The organism is Streptomyces sp. NPDC102437 (assembly GCF_044765565.1).
Classification (GTDB): domain Bacteria; phylum Actinomycetota; class Actinomycetes; order Streptomycetales; family Streptomycetaceae; genus Streptomyces.
Window position 1 is genome coordinate 255,131 of the sequence record NZ_JBIWKI010000007.1, and the last position, 14,370, is coordinate 269,500.

The 14,370-nt window shown below is 71.5% G+C and carries 12 protein-coding genes and 1 pseudogene; 7 read left to right on the plus strand and 6 right to left on the minus strand.

The genetic code is table 11. The features are described from left to right. Positions 1-4: 4 nt before the first annotated feature. From ACIRJP_RS12045 to ACIRJP_RS12055, 3 genes are all read left to right on the plus strand, one after another. The gene (locus ACIRJP_RS12045; RefSeq protein ID WP_404171614.1) at positions 5-1,237 is read left to right on the plus strand and encodes an arginine deiminase; all 1,233 of its coding nucleotides are present in this window, start codon (positions 5-7) and stop codon (positions 1,235-1,237) included. Between the two features lie 113 nt (positions 1,238-1,350). Beyond that, a complete protein-coding gene (gene argF, locus ACIRJP_RS12050; RefSeq protein ID WP_404171617.1) occupies positions 1,351-2,367 on the plus strand; it encodes an ornithine carbamoyltransferase in 1,017 nt (338 codons plus the stop codon). Positions 2,368-2,566: 199 nt separating this feature from the next. Next, a complete protein-coding gene (locus ACIRJP_RS12055) occupies positions 2,567-4,009 on the plus strand; it encodes an amino acid permease (protein WP_376307770.1) in 1,443 nt (480 codons plus the stop codon). A 10-nt stretch (positions 4,010-4,019) separates the two neighbouring features. Here the strand turns inward: ACIRJP_RS12055 and ACIRJP_RS12060 are convergent, their stop codons facing one another. Further along, positions 4,020-4,451: an ATP-binding protein gene (locus ACIRJP_RS12060; RefSeq protein WP_404171620.1), complete on the minus strand. Its 432-nt coding sequence runs from the start codon at positions 4,449-4,451 to the stop codon at positions 4,020-4,022. Positions 4,452-4,695: 244 nt separating this feature from the next. On the opposite strand from ACIRJP_RS12060, the gene ACIRJP_RS12065 reads away from it, so the two are divergent. Both ACIRJP_RS12065 and ACIRJP_RS12070 read left to right on the plus strand, forming a co-directional pair. Then, on the plus strand, positions 4,696-5,523 hold the full coding sequence (locus ACIRJP_RS12065) for an enoyl-CoA hydratase family protein (protein WP_404171623.1): 828 nt from the start codon (positions 4,696-4,698) through the stop codon (positions 5,521-5,523). A gap of 4 nt (positions 5,524-5,527) precedes the next feature. Next, positions 5,528-7,840, plus strand: coding sequence for a bifunctional salicylyl-CoA 5-hydroxylase/oxidoreductase (locus tag ACIRJP_RS12070; protein ID WP_404171626.1), 2,313 nt, complete (start codon positions 5,528-5,530; stop codon positions 7,838-7,840). On the opposite strand, the pseudogene ACIRJP_RS12075 reads toward ACIRJP_RS12070, so the two are convergent. The 3 genes and pseudogenes from ACIRJP_RS12075 to ACIRJP_RS12085 form a co-directional block, all read right to left on the minus strand. Next, positions 7,827-8,259, minus strand: a pseudogene (locus ACIRJP_RS12075) (hypothetical protein). The gene ACIRJP_RS12070 and the pseudogene ACIRJP_RS12075 sit on opposite strands and share 14 nt — an antisense overlap. Further along, on the minus strand, positions 8,256-9,077 hold the full coding sequence (locus tag ACIRJP_RS12080) for a GNAT family N-acetyltransferase (protein WP_404171629.1): 822 nt from the start codon (positions 9,075-9,077) through the stop codon (positions 8,256-8,258). The pseudogene ACIRJP_RS12075 and the gene ACIRJP_RS12080 overlap by 4 nt, the downstream one beginning before the upstream one ends. A 72-nt stretch (positions 9,078-9,149) precedes the next feature. After that, positions 9,150-10,751, minus strand: a complete 1,602-nt coding sequence (locus ACIRJP_RS12085) for an AMP-binding protein (RefSeq protein WP_404171632.1) — start codon at positions 10,749-10,751, stop codon at positions 9,150-9,152. Positions 10,752-10,971: 220 nt separating this feature from the next. Between ACIRJP_RS12085 and ACIRJP_RS12090 the strand changes: the two genes are divergently transcribed. Together ACIRJP_RS12090 and ACIRJP_RS12095 are read left to right on the plus strand one after the other, a co-directional pair. Continuing rightward, on the plus strand, positions 10,972-12,099 hold the full coding sequence (locus ACIRJP_RS12090; RefSeq protein ID WP_404171635.1) for an acyl-CoA dehydrogenase family protein: 1,128 nt from the start codon (positions 10,972-10,974) through the stop codon (positions 12,097-12,099). After that, positions 12,096-12,497 carry a RidA family protein gene (locus ACIRJP_RS12095; protein ID WP_404171638.1) on the plus strand — a complete coding sequence of 134 codons (402 nt, stop codon included), beginning with the start codon at positions 12,096-12,098 and terminating at the stop codon, positions 12,495-12,497. Before ACIRJP_RS12090 ends, ACIRJP_RS12095 begins: the two co-directional genes overlap by 4 nt. A gap of 64 nt (positions 12,498-12,561) precedes the next feature. Here ACIRJP_RS12095 and ACIRJP_RS12100 read toward each other — a convergent pair whose 3' ends face one another. Then, a complete protein-coding gene (locus ACIRJP_RS12100; RefSeq protein ID WP_404171641.1) occupies positions 12,562-13,695 on the minus strand; it encodes an FAD-dependent monooxygenase in 1,134 nt (377 codons plus the stop codon). Positions 13,696-13,799: 104 nt separating this feature from the next. Continuing rightward, positions 13,800-14,369 carry a GTP-binding protein gene (locus ACIRJP_RS12105; RefSeq protein ID WP_404171644.1) on the minus strand — a complete coding sequence of 190 codons (570 nt, stop codon included), beginning with the start codon at positions 14,367-14,369 and terminating at the stop codon, positions 13,800-13,802. Position 14,370: the final 1 nt, after the last annotated feature.

The window sequence follows — 14,370 nt, forward strand, 5'->3', positions numbered from 1 at the left end:
AGGCATGGGATTCCATGTCGACTCCGAGGCCGGGCGGCTGCGCCGCGTCATCCTGCACCGCCCCGATCTGGAACTGAAGAGGCTCACCCCCAGCAACAAGGACGCGCTCCTCTTCGACGACGTGCTCTGGGTGCGCCGGGCCCGCCAGGAGCACGACGGCTTCGCGGACGTGCTGCGCGACCGCGGTGTGGAGGTGCACCTCTTCGGTGATCTGCTCCGCGAGTCGCTGGACATCCCGGTGGCCAGGCGGCTCGTGCTGGACCGGGTCTTCGAGGAGAAGGAGTACGGACCGCTCGCCACCGAGCATCTGAGGGCCGTCTTCGAGGAGTTGCCCAGTGCGGAGCTGGCCGACGCACTCGTCGGCGGCATGACCAAGCGGGAGTTCCTGGCGGGGAACGGCGAGCCGGTCTCCGTCCGCTTCCACGTCATGGACCTGGACGACTTCCTGCTGGACCCGCTGCCGAACCACCTCTTCACCCGGGACACCTCGGCCTGGATATACGACGGGGTGTCCATCAACGCGATGCGCTGGCCCGCCCGGCAGCGCGAGACGGTCCACTTCGAGGCGATCTACCGCCACCACCCCCTGTTCACCGGGCCCGAAGCGGGCGCCTTCCACCACTGGTCCCAGGGGCAGGACGACTACCCGTCCACCATCGAGGGCGGCGACGTCCTGGTCATCGGCCACGGCGCCGTCCTCATCGGGATGAGCGAACGCACCACCCCGCAGGCGGTGGAGATGTTGGCCCGCGGCCTGTTCGACGCCGGCTCGGCCCACACGATCGTGGCGCTCGACATGCCCAAGCGCCGCGCGTTCATGCACCTCGACACCGTGATGACGATGGTCGACGGCGACACCTTCACCAAGTACGCCGGCCTGGGCATGCTCCGCTCGTACACCATCGAGCCCGGCGCGGGGCCCCGGGACCTGAAGGTCACCGACCATCCGCCCGAGCACATGCACCGGGCGATCGCGCACGCCCTGGGGCTGGAGTCGATCCGGGTCCTCACCGCCACCCAGGACGTGCACGCCGCCGAGCGTGAGCAGTGGGACGACGGCTGCAATGTGCTGGCCGTCGAGCCGGGTGTCGTCGTCGCGTACGAGCGCAACGCCACCACCAACACCTTTCTGCGCAAGGAGGGCATCGAGGTCATCGAGATCCGGGGCAGCGAACTCGGCCGGGGCCGGGGCGGCCCCCGCTGCATGAGCTGTCCGGTGGTGCGCGACCCGGTGTAGGGGTGCGGACGGGCGCAGGTGCGAACCGACCGCACCGTATAGCGATGCATGGTGTCGTATAGACTTCCAGAGTCACTGTACGTGCGATCCTCGCCCGACCCAGGAGCTGTCCCATGGCCATAGACCTCACAGGCCGCCACTTCCTCAAGGAACTGGACTTCACGGCCGAGGAGTTCCGCGGCCTGATCGAGCTCGCGGCCGAGCTCAAGAGTGCCAAGAAGTCGGGGACCGAGGAGCAGCGGCTGCGCGGCAAGAACATCGCGCTGATTTTCGAGAAGACCTCGACCCGCACCCGCTGCGCCTTCGAGGTGGCCGCCGCCGACCAGGGCGCGTCCACGACCTGTCTGGACCCCTCCGGCTCCCAGCTGGGGCACAAGGAGTCGGTGAAGGACACGGCCCGCGTCCTCGGCCGGATGTTCGACGGCATCGAGTACCGCGGTGACAGCCAGGCGGCCGTGGAGGAACTGGCCGCCCACGGCGGCGTGCCGGTCTTCAACGGGCTCACCGACGACTGGCACCCCACCCAGATGCTCGCCGACGTCCTCACCATGACCGAGCACAGTGACAAGCCGCTGGATCAGATCGCCTTCGCCTACCTCGGCGACGCCCGGTTCAACATGGGCAACTCCTACCTGATCACCGGCGCCCTGCTGGGCATGGACGTCAGGATCGTCGCGCCGAAGGCGTACTGGCCCGCCGAACGGATCGTCGCCGAGGCCCACCGGCTGGCCGCCGCGAGCGGTGCGACCGTCACCCTCACCGAGGACATCGCCGAGGGCGTCAAGGGTGCCGACTTCGTCGCCACCGACGTCTGGGTCTCCATGGGTGAGCCCAAGGAGGTGTGGGCCGAGCGCATCGAGGCCCTGGCGCCGTACAGCGTGACCATGGACGTGCTCCGCGCCACCGGCAACGCCGACGTGAAGTTCCTGCACTGCCTCCCGGCCTACCACGACCTGGGCACCGGGATCGGGCGGCAGATCGAGGCCGACTACGGAATGACGGAGCTGGAGGTCACCGACGAGGTCTTCGAGTCGGCGCACTCGGTCGTCTTCGACGAGGCGGAGAACCGGATGCACACGATCAAGGCCGTGCTGGTGGCGACCATGGCGCCGCCGACGGTCCAGGGCTGATCGCCGCGCTGGGCACAAGCCCGATTCGCTGCATGGACATGCGCCCGATTGGGTGAACATGCGTGAGGGCGACTAATATGTCGCTCCTTGGTGGGGTTCGAGCTCGCACGCTCGAACCCCATTTCTTCTGTGCGTCACCGGAGCCCCCACAGTCCCGGGCGCATCCCCCACATGCTCCACCAGAGAAGAGACCATCCCCGTGAGTCCGCTGCGCCCACCGAGGCCCCCGCACCCGTCCGGGCCGCGCATCAAGAGCCCCCACCAGCTGATCGCCGAGTCCGGCGCCGACCTGGAGGGGCACGGCCTCAAGCGCACCATGGGGCTCTTCCAGCTGGTGTGCTTCGGTGTCGGCGCCGTCGTCGGGACCGGTATCTTCGTCGGCCTCTCCGACTCAGTCGCCGAGGCGGGCCCCGCCGTCGTGCTCTCCTTCGTGCTGGCCGCGATCACCTGCATCTTCACCGCGTTCTCCTTCGCCGAGCTTGGCAGCGCCATCCCGGTCTCCGGCAGCTCCTACTCCTTCGCCTACGCGACCCTCGGCGAACGCGTCGCGTTCCTCGTCGGCTGGTGCCTGCTGCTGGAGTACGGCGTCTCGCTCTCCGCGGTCGCCGTCGGCTGGAGCCAGTACGTCAACGAGCTGCTGGACAGCCTGTTCGGCGTGCAGCTCCCGGCCGCCCTCTCGGCCGGACCCGGTGACGGCGGAGTGATCAATCTGCCCGCCGTCCTGGTGGTCATGATGGCCGCGACCCTGCTGGCGCGCGGCGTCCGGGAGAGCGCCGGGGCCACCGCCGCGATGGCGGTCCTCAAGATCACCATCCTGGTCGCGTTCTGCGTCATCGCCTTCACGGCCTTCGAGCACGGCAACCTCACGCCGTTCTTCGCCCAGGGCGCGGGCGGGGTCACGGCCGGTGCGTCGCTGGCGTTCTTCTCCTACATCGGCTTCGACGCCATCACCACGGCGGGCGAAGAGGTCAGGAACCCGCGGCGGAACATCCCGATCGCGATCATGGTCTGCATCGGGCTCGTCACCCTGCTCTACTGCGCGGTCGCGCTCGCCGCCATCGGCGCGCTGGGGCCGAAGGCCGTGGCCGACCAGCCGGCGGCGCTCTCGATCGTCGTCGACCAGGTCACCGACTCGACCGTGGGCGGCGGGATCATCGCCTTCGGCGCGGTCGTCGCGATCGCGTCCGTCGTGCTCGCGGTGATGTACGGGCAGACCCGCATCCTGATGTCGATGTCGCGGGACGGACTGATCCCGAGGGTCTTCGAACGGGTCTCCCCGCGTACGGCGACGCCGGTCGCCAACACCTGGATCGTGGCGTCGGTCTTCGCGGTCCCGGCGGCCTTCTCGTCGCTGGACGTGGTGGTGAACCTGACGACCATCGGCGCACTGGCCACCATGGTCGCGGTGAACCTCGCGGTGATCGTGCTGCGCCGCCGCAACCCGGAGGTGAAGGGCTCGTTCCGGGTGCCGCTCTATCCGCTGAGCCCGCTGCTGGGCGTCGGCTTCTGCCTCTATCTGATGTACGGGACGGGCTGGGCGACCTGGGTCCAGTTCGCGGTCTTCCTGGCCGTCGGCTGGGCGGTGTACGCCTTCTACGGCCGCAGCCGCTCCCGGCTGGCCGGCGCCGGAGCGACCGGCTGAGGGGGGCGCTTCAGTTCTGAGGCGCGAGGGACGGCAGGGTGAACCAGACCGCCTTGCCGCGCTCCGTCGTGCGGTGTCCGCAGGACGAGCTGAGCGTACGGAGCAGCAGCAGGCCCCGGCCGTGCTCCTGCCAGGGGTCCGGTTCGCCGCCGGGCGGAGGGAAGGACAGGCCGGTCGGCGGTGCGGGGTCGCGGTCGTGGACCTCGACCTGGCAGCCGGTCGGCAGGAGTTCCACCACCAGCTCGATGGGCTCGTCGCTCCGGGTGTGCTCGACCGCGTTGGCGACCAGCTCCGCGGTGAGGAGCTCGGCGGTGTCGCTGTCGGCCGGTGCGTCGATGTCCGCGAGCGCGGTACGGATCAGGGCGCGGGCGATCGGCACGGCCGCCGTCGAGTGCGGCAGGGCGATCCGCCAGGAGGCGGGAAGGGGGACATCGGGGGGCACGGCACGGTTTCCGTTCCGGGGTGGGGGCGGGTTCACGGATGCGGGACTCTCTGGCGGTCAAGACTTCTCCGTTTCAACCTTACGAACCGCAACGACACAGACAAGGGCCTGCCGACCGGTATGAAAGGGACGTTGGCCACTGCGTTCTCACGCTCCACGTATTGCGTACTCGTGACGGAAGTCACGTACGAGTGATAAGTTCGAGGGCAGATAGCGGCCCGACGGCTGAAGGGGAGCCCCCTCCATGAGCCCGTTTCCCAGCTCCGCCCGGCACACGGACGACTGGCGCCATCTGCGGCTGACGACGGACGACGGGGTCGCCACCGTCACGCTCGCCCGGCCCGAGAAACTCAACGCGCTCACCTTCGGTGCCTACGCCGACCTGCGCGATCTGCTCGCCGAACTGTCCCGCGAACGCAGCGTGCGTGCCCTGGTGCTCGCGGGGGAGGGACGGGGGTTCTGCTCCGGCGGAGATGTCGACGACATCATCGGCGCGACACTCGCCATGGACACCGCCCAGCTCCTCGATTTCAACCGCATGACCGGGCAGGTGGTGCGGGCCCTCCGTGAGACCCCCTTCCCCGTCATCGCCGCCGTACACGGGGTGGCGGCGGGCGCGGGGGCCGTCCTCGCGCTGGCCGCCGACTTCCGGGTCGCCGATCCGTCGGCCCGTTTCGCCTTCCTGTTCACCAGGGTCGGCCTCTCCGGCGGCGACATGGGCGCCGCCTACCTGCTGCCACGCGTCGTCGGCCTCGGCCACGCCACCCGGCTGCTGATGCTCGGCGAACCGGTCCGGGCACCCGAAGCGGAACGGATCGGACTGATCAGCGAGGTGACCGACGAGGGCCAGGCGGACGTACGCGCGGCGGCGCTCGCCCGCCGCCTCGCCGACGGACCCGCCCTCGCCCTCGCCCAGACCAAGGCCCTGCTCACCGCCGAACTCGACATGCCGCTCGCCGCCGCGGTCGAGATGGACGCCGCTACCCAGGCCCTGCTGATGCACGGCGAGGACTACGCCGAATTCCATGCCGCCTTCACCGAGAAGCGGCCCCCGAAGTGGCGGGGCAGGTAGCGCGATGCCGCCCGAGGCGAATCCGGCCGAAACGGCCCGAACCGGCGTACGGCGCATCGCGGTCATCGGCGGCGGGCCCGGCGGGCTCTACGCCGCCGCCCTGCTCAAGCGGCTCGACCCGGAACGCGACATCACCGTCTGGGAGCGCAACGCCCCCGAGGACACCTTCGGCTTCGGCGTCGTCCTCTCCGACGAGACCCTCGGCGGCATCGAACACGCCGACCCCGTCGTGTACCGGGCCCTCCAGAGCGAATTCGTACGGTGGGACGACATCGACATCGTCCACCGCGGCGTAACCCAGACGTCCGGCGGCCACGGCTTCGCAGCGCTGGGCAGACGCAGGCTGCTGCGGATCCTGCACGAGCGTTGCGACTCCCTCGGCGTACGCCTCCGCTTCCGCACCGGGGCACCGCCGGCCGCCGAGCTGGCCGCCACCCACGACCTGGTGATCGCCGCCGACGGGGTCCACAGCGTCACCCGCGCCGCCCACGCCGACACCTTCGGCCCCCGCCTCACCACCCACCGCTGCCGCTACATCTGGCTCGCCGCCGACTTCGCCCTCGACGCCTTCCGCTTCGAGACGGCCGAGACCGCCTACGGGGTGATGCAGCTCCACGGCTACCCCTTCTCGGCCGACGCGTCCACCGTCATCGTCGAGATGCGCGAGGAGGTCTGGCGGGCCGCCGGATTCGACACCTGCGAGGTCGAGCACTCCACGCTGCGCTGCGCCAAGATCTTCACCGAGGCGCTCGGCGGCCGCCCGCTGCGCTCCAACAACTCCTCCTGGCTCACCTTCCGCACCGTCGTCAACGCCCACTGGTCGCACGGCAACACGGTCCTCATCGGCGACGCCGCCCACACCGCGCACTTCTCCATCGGCTCCGGCACCAAACTCGCCGTCGAGGACGCCCTCGCCCTCGCCGCCTGCATCGAGGAACAGCCCGACCTGCCGCGTGCACTGTCCGCGTACGAGGCCGAGCGCCGTCCGGTCGTCGAGTCGACCCAGCGGGCCGCCGCCGCCAGCCTGCGCTGGTTCGAGGAGCTCGGTACCTACGTCGACCAGCCGCCCCGCCAGTTCGCCTTCAACCTCCTCACCCGCAGCCGCCGCGTCACCCACGACAACCTGCGGCTGCGCGACGCCACCTTCACCGCCGCCGTCGAGGAGGAATTCGGCTGCGCCCCGGGCGTTCCGCCCATGTTCACCCCGCTGCGGCTGCGCGGCCTCGAACTGCGCAACCGCGTCGTCGTCTCGCCCATGGACATGTACTCGGCCATCGACGGCGTCCCCGGCGACTTCCACCTCGTCCACCTGGGCGCCCGCGCGCTCGGCGGCGCCGGACTCGTCATGACGGAGATGGTGTGCGTCAGCGCCGAGGGCCGCATCACCCCCGGCTGCACCGGCCTCTACACCTGCGAACAGGCCGCCGCCTGGACCCGGATCACCGAATTCGTCCACGCGAGCGCGCCCGGCACGGCCATCGGCGTGCAGCTCGGCCACTCCGGACGCAAGGGCTCCACCAAGCTGATGTGGGAAGGCATCGACCAGCCCCTCGACCACGGCAACTGGCCGCTCACCGCCGCCTCCCCGATCCCGTACGCACCCGGCGTCAACCAGGTCCCGCACGCCCTGGACCGGGCCGGGCTCGACACCGTGCGCGAGCAGTTCGCGGCGGCGGCCCGGCGCGCCGCCCACTGCGGCTTCGACCTGCTCGAACTGCACTGCGCCCACGGCTACCTGCTCTCCGGCTTCCTCTCGCCGCTCACCAACCACCGCACCGACGAGTACGGCGGTTCCCTGCATGGCCGGCTCCGCTTCCCCCTGGAAGTCTTCGACGCGATCCGCGCCGACTGGCCCGACGGCCGGCCCATGACCGTCCGGATCTCCGCCACCGACTGGGCCGAGGGCGGCACCACCGCCGAGGACGCCGTCGAGATCGCCCGCGCCTTCGTCGCCCACGGAGCCGATGCCATCGACGTCTCCACCGGCCAGGTCGTCCCCGACGAGCACCCCGAGTACGGCCGCTCCTACCAGACGCCGTACGCCGACCGGATCCGCAACACCCTGTGCGTGCCCGTCATCGCGGTCGGCGCGATCTCCTCCTGGGACGACGTCAACTCCCTGCTGCTCGCGGGCCGGGCCGACCTCTGCGCGCTGGCCCGCCCCCATCTCTACGACCCGCAGTGGACCCTGCACGCGGCGGCCGAGCAGGGGTACGAAGGACCGGGCGCGCCCTGGCCGCTCCCGTACCGCGCGGGCAGCCGCACCCCGCCGACGGGCCGCACGGACGCGCCGAAGCCCCGGCTCACCCTGGAGTGACGCGCAGGCACTCGTGACACAGGCACCGGTCCGGGTGCGGGGCCGCGTGGTGGGCATGCCGCTCCTCGCGGGCGATCCGCTCCAGCAGCGCGGCCAGCTCCTCGGCCTCCTGCCGGGTACCGGCCCCCCGGCCGTCGCACCGTTTCAGCACGGCCGGTGCGTACACCAACTGGGCCCGGAAGGTGTGCAGATGGCGGGTCCCCGTGTCGATGGTGATCCAGTGACCGGTGTGCCGCCCGTGCCCCACCGTGGTCAGCTGCTGGTTTCCCATTCCCCGCGTAGGTGTCGATGACATACACCTTTGCCCCGCCCCGGTACGCCTTCGTGCCCGGACGCAGCTCCTGGCCGAGATCCCCGTACCGCCGCCACAGCACCACGTTCGCGGCGACCAGCCAGACCGGCTCGGGCGCCGCGCTCACCGCTCCACCACGCTGATCAGCAGCCGGTCCGAGACCGCCCGGTAGCCGATGCGCCGGTACACGCCGTTGCTGGTGGGGTTCGCCAGGTCGGTGAAGAGCAGCACCTCCCGCGCGCCGGCCTCCCTCGCCGCCCGGCTGATCTCAGCCGTCACCGCGGCCGCGTAACCACGGCCGCGGTGCTCCGGCGGGGTGTAGACCGCGGCGACGCGGACCGTGCCCGCGATCCGTGGCGAGGTCCCCGCCATCGACACCGGGACGCCGTCGTCCTCCCAGAGCATCAGCCCGCCGCTCGCCGTCCGCTCGTCCACCACCCGCTCGGCATGGGTACCGGGCTGGCCGACCTGCTCGGCGAACGCGAGATGCCAGCGGACCAGCAGCTCCCGGTCGGCGGCGGCCGCGGCCCTGGGCCGTCCCCGCGGGGCCGGGGAGGGCGGGATCAGCGTCGCCAGCCGGTAGAGCCGCTGCTCCTGGTCGACCCGGTGACCGGGCCAGGTCGCGGCGAGCGCCTCGGCGGTGGCCCGGTCCGCGTTGATCCGGGTCAGCGGGAGTGCGGCGGCCAGCGGACCGACCGCCGCCGGGTCGACGGACCCCAGCAGGGGCGGGTACGGCGGCGTCTGCACCAGTGTCCCCGCGACCTCGCCGTCCCCCCCGCGCCACCAGCCGAGAAGCGGGGCGGCGTCGCCGTAGGCGTACGGGCCGTGGCGCCGCAGGGTCTCGGTGACGGTCAGGACCAGGGTGTTCTCGGCGGGGCGGGCGGCCAGCGAGGAGCCGGCCGCGTCGAGGAAGACGTCGACTTCATCGGTGAAGGTCCAGGGCATGGTTCATCCTGCCGGGTGCGCGGGGAGCGCGGCACCCGGATATCCGGTTCAGTCGTCCCACAGCGGGAACGTTCAGCCGGCCCGCAGCCGGAAGCGCTGGAGCTTGCCGGTGGCGGTGCGAGGGAGGGCGGGCAGGAACTCGATGACGCGCGGGCACTTGTGCGGGGCCAGCTCGCCCTTCATGTACGCGCGCAGCTCGTCGGCCGCCATTTCCGCGCCGTCGCGCAGCACCACGTACGCCACCACGATCTGGCCGCGCAGTTCGTCCGCCCGGCCCACCACCGCGGCCTCGGCCACCGAGGGGTGGTGCAGCAGGGCGTCCTCGACCTCGGGGCCCGCGATGTTGTAGCCGGAGGAGATGATCATGTCGTCGGCGCGGGCCACGTAACGGAAGTAGCCGTCCGGGTCCCGCACATAGGTGTCCCCGGTGATGTTCCAGCCGTGCGCCACGTAGTCCCGCTGGCGCTCGTCGGCGAGATAGCGGCAGCCGACCGGGCCGCGTACCGCGAGCAGTCCGGGCTCCCCGTCCGGCACCGGGCGGCCCTCGCGGTCCAGCACCCGGGCCTGCCAGCCGGGGACGGGGACCCCGGTGGTGCCGGGGCGGATCGCCTCGTCGGCGGCGGAGATGAAGATGTGCAGCAGCTCGGTGGCGCCGATGCCGTTGATGATGCGCAGCCCGGTCCGCTCGTGCCACGCACGCCAGGTGGCGACGGGGAGGTTCTCCCCGGCCGAGACGCAGCGCCGCAGCGCGCTCAGATCGTGGTGGTCCATGTGGTCGAGCATCACGCGGTAGGCGGTCGGCGCGGTGAACAGTACCGAGACGCGGTGGGCGGCCAGCGCGGGCAGCAGCTGTGCCGGGCCGGCCTGTTCGAGCAGCAGGGTGCTGGCACCGGCCCGCAGCGGGAAGACCACCAGACCGCCGAGACCGAAGGTGAAGCCGAGCGGCGGGCTGCCCGCGAACACGTCGTCGGGGGTGGGCCGCAGGACATGGGCCGAGAAGGTGTCGGCGATGGCGAGCACATCCCGGTGGAAATGCATGCACCCCTTCGGGCGTCCGGTGGTGCCCGAGGTGAACGCGATCAGCGCGACATCCTCCGCCGCCGTCCGCACGGCCTCGTACGGCCCGCTCCTGGCCTCGGCCAGGCGCAGCAGATCGTCCGGGGCGTCGCCCCCGTACGCCGTGATGCGCAGCCCCGGCACCTCGGCCTTCACCAGGTCGTCGACCGCGCGGGCGTCGCACAGCGCGTGGCTCACCCGGGCGATGGAGCACATGGTGGACAGCTCCGCGGGCCGCTGCCGGTCCAGCACCGTGACGGCGATCGCGCCGGCCTTCAGCACCGCGAGCCAGCAGGCGGCCAGATGGGGGGTGGTGGCGCCGCGCAGCAGGACGCGGTTGCCGGGTACGACCCCCAGATCGGAGGTGAGGACATGGGCGATCCGGTCCACCCGCTCCCGCAGCTCCCGGTAGCTCCACACCGTGCCGTCCGAGGTGCGGAAGGCGGGGCGGTCGGGGCCGAAACGGTCGGCCGTACGGTCCAGCAGTTCCGCCGCGCAGTTGAGGTGGTCCGGATAGTGCAGTTCGGAAAGGCCGAAGAGCAGTTGCGGCCACTGGTCCTGCGGTGGCAGGTGCTCCCTGGCGAAGGTGTCGACGTGCGCTGAGGTCTTCGGGTCCATGACGGCTCGCCCCCTTGTCGCCTCTGGAGCGTATCGTTTGGGTGACGGTAGTCAACGGTCCGCGATAGACCAGGTGGACGGGAAACGGGCGGACGGAAAACGGGATATCGAACGGATCGGAAGCACGGGCAGGAACACGGACGGGAAATAAGGGAACGAGAGACCGGAAAAGCGGGAACGAGAGACCAGGAAGACGAGACGCGACCAGAAGGGCGCCCGTATGACGGCATTCTCACTCGATCCGGCACAGACCGCCTGGTGTGAAGAGTTAAGAACCCTGGCCGAGCAGCAACTGCGCCCCCTCGCCGCGAAGGGCGACCCCGGCCACGTCAACCGTCCGCTGATCGCCGCACTCGGCGAGTCGGGCCTGCTGGACCGGATGCTGAGCTCGGGAGCCCTCGATCTCTGCCTGCTCCGCGAGTCGCTGGCCCGCGGTTGCACCGAGGCCGAGACCGCGCTGGCCCTCCAGGGTCTCGGCACCCACCCCTTGCTCCGCTCGGGCACCCCGGCCCACCGCGAACGCTGGCTCCCCGAGGTGCGTGCGGGCCGCGCCGTCGCCGCCTTCGCGCTCAGCGAACCGGGCGCGGGATCCGACGCGGCGGCCCTCGCCCTGAGCGCCGAACCCGCTGCCGGCGGCTGGCGGCTGACCGGCGAGAAATGCTGGATCTCCAACGCACCGGAGGCCGACTTCTACACCGTGTTCGCCCGCACGACCCAGGGCGCCGGCTCCCGCGGCATCACCGCGTTCCTGGTCCCCGCCGACCGCCCCGGACTGACCGGCACCGCCCTCGACATGCTCTCGCCGCACCCCATCGGCGCCCTGGCCTTCGACGGCGTCCCGGTCACCCCCGACGACGTCCTGGGCGAACCGGACCGGGGCTTCCAGGTTGCCATGGGCACCCTCAACCTCTTCCGCCCCAGCGTCGGCGCGTTCGCCGTCGGCATGGCCCGCGCCGCCCTCGACGCCGCCGTGGAGCACACCGCGCACCGCACCGCGTTCGGCGGCCCGCTGAAGGACCTGCAGGCCGTCTCCCACCAGGTCGCCGAGATGGCCACCCGGACCGAGGCCGCCCGGCTCCTGGTGTTCGCGGCGGCCGCCGCGTACGACGCGGGGGAGTCCGGGGTGCCGGGCCGGGCCGCCATGGCGAAGCTGTACGCCACCGAGACCGCGCAGTACGTCGTCGACACCGCCGTCCAGCTGCACGGCGCCCGCGCCCTGCGCCGCGGCCACCTCCTGGAACACCTCTACCGGGAGGTCCGCGCCCCACGGATCTACGAGGGCGCCAGCGAGGTCCAGCGCACGATCATCGCCAAGGAGCTGTACGCGACCCGGGAGGCTTCCGCATGAGTCCGGTCCACCGGATCAACCCCGTCGAGCTGTCCCCGCCCACGGGCTTCTCGCACGCCGTCATGGCCACCGGCAGCCAACTGGTCTTCCTGGCCGGGCAGACCGCCCTCGACGAGGGCGGCAGGATCGTCGGTGACGGCCTGCCCGCGCAGTTCGCCACCGCGCTCACCAATCTGCTCACCGCGCTGCGCGCGGCGGGTGGCGCCCCGGCGGACCTCGCCCGGGTCACCGTGTACGCCACCGATGTGGCCGACTACCGCGAGAACTCCGCCGAACTGGGCCGGATCTGGCGGCGGCTGGCGGGCCGCGACTTTCCGGCCATGGCCGTCATCGGTGTGGCCAGGCTCTGGGACGAGCAGGCCCTGGTGGAGATCGACGGGGTGGCGGTACTGCCGTGAACGCACCGTACGGGCCCGGCGGTGCGGGCCCGTACGCGTGCGGCGGCCGGCGCTCCGGCGAGGGTCAGTACGGCTTCACCAGCACGTGGGCGGCGCCCGGAATGCCGACCTTCAGCAGCTCGTCCTCCTCGGGCGTCGTCTCGTTGCCCGTCTCCTGCTTGAGCACCGCACGTGACATGGCCTGCACCCACATGGCCCGGGGGCGGCGGCGCGCCTCCCACGCTTGGAGCGCCTCGGCCACGCCGGAGCCGGCGTCCAGCGACTCGGCCAGCACCAGCGCGTCCTCGACGGCCATCGCGGCACCCTGGGCGATGTGCGGGGTGGAGGCGTGCGCGGCGTCACCGGCCAGGACGACCCGGCCGACGTGCCACGGCTCCTCGACCGTCACCTGGGAGATCCGCGAGTACACCACCGAGGCCGGGTCGGTGACGGTGGCGAGCGCCTCGGCGACCGGTCCGGAGAACATCGCCAGCCGCTCGGTGAGCTGCTCGTGGGCCCGCTCCGGGTCCGGCCGGAAGTCCTCGGACTCCGCGAACACCGCGCCCAGGTACATCAGTTCCTCGGTGATCGGGGTGAGCAGCGCCTTGGCTTCCTTGCCCGCGGTGCCCATCACCACGCCCCGCACCCGCGGCTGCCGGGGGACCGTCACCCGCCAGTTGGCGAAGCCGGTGTACTCGGGGGTGCAGCGGTTCCCGTAGAGCCGGGTGCGCAGCGGCGAGCCGATGCCGTCGAAGCCGGCCACCAGGTCCCAGCGGCCCGAGGAGCCGTCGGACAGGGTGACGTCCACGCCGGAGCCGTCGTCGGTCAGCTCGGTGATGGTGGTCCCGAAGCGGATCTTCGCGCCCGCGGCGACGGCGGCGGAGTTCAGCACCCGGGCCAGGGCGGGGCGCGGGATGCCGTTGTTGGAGGGGGCGTCGCCCATCCGTGGCTGGGGTATCTCGGCGAGCGTGTTGCCGGCCGGGTCGGCGATGGTCAGGATCTCCCACTCGAAGCCCGCCTCCAGGCATTCGTCGAGGACCCCGATCTCCCGCATGACGTGCAGGGCGTTGGACGGCTGGATGATGCCGACGCCGAGCGCGTCGAGCTCGACGCGGAGCTCGGCGACCTCGACGGTGTGGCCGCGCCGGGCCAGCGCGGTGGCGAGCGTGAGCCCGCCGATGCCGCCGCCGTGGATCAGGACGCGCAGGGGTGTTGCCATCTCAGGTGCCTCCAACGAGGAAGAGCGGAACACGGAGGAGTGAGGGAGGGGAAAGGGTGAGGACAGGCGGGCCGGAACCCGGGGGAGTACGGCCGTGCCGGGCGTCAGCCGACCGCTGCGGGCAGGCTCATCAGATGGTCCACCAGCGCCAGCAGTACGTCCCGGGAGAACGGCCGTTCGCGGACATCACCGACCATCAGCGGCACCTGCGGATCGAGGTCGAGCGCGGCCCTGATCTCGTCCGGTGTACGGGTGTTGTGGCCGTGGAAGCAGTTGATCGCCACGACGAACGGGATGTTCCGGCTCTCGAAGAAGTCGATCGAGGCGAAACTCGTCTCCAGCCTGCGGGTGTCGGCGATCACCACACCTCCCAGCGCCCCGTTGACCAGGTCGTTCCACATGAACCAGAAGCGTTCCTGGCCGGGGGTGCCGAAGAGGTAGACCACCAGCTCCTCACTGACCGTGATCCGCCCGAAGTCCAGGGCCACGGTGGTGGTGTCCTTCTGGTCGACGCCGGCCAGGTCGTCGACGCCGACGCTGGCCTGGGTCAGGTACTCCTCCGTTCTCAGCGGGGTGACCTCGCTGACGGAACCGACCATCGTGGTCTTGCCGACGCCGAAGCCTCCGGCGATGAGGATCTTGACGGCGGCGGGAGCCGCCTGACTGCGTGTCATG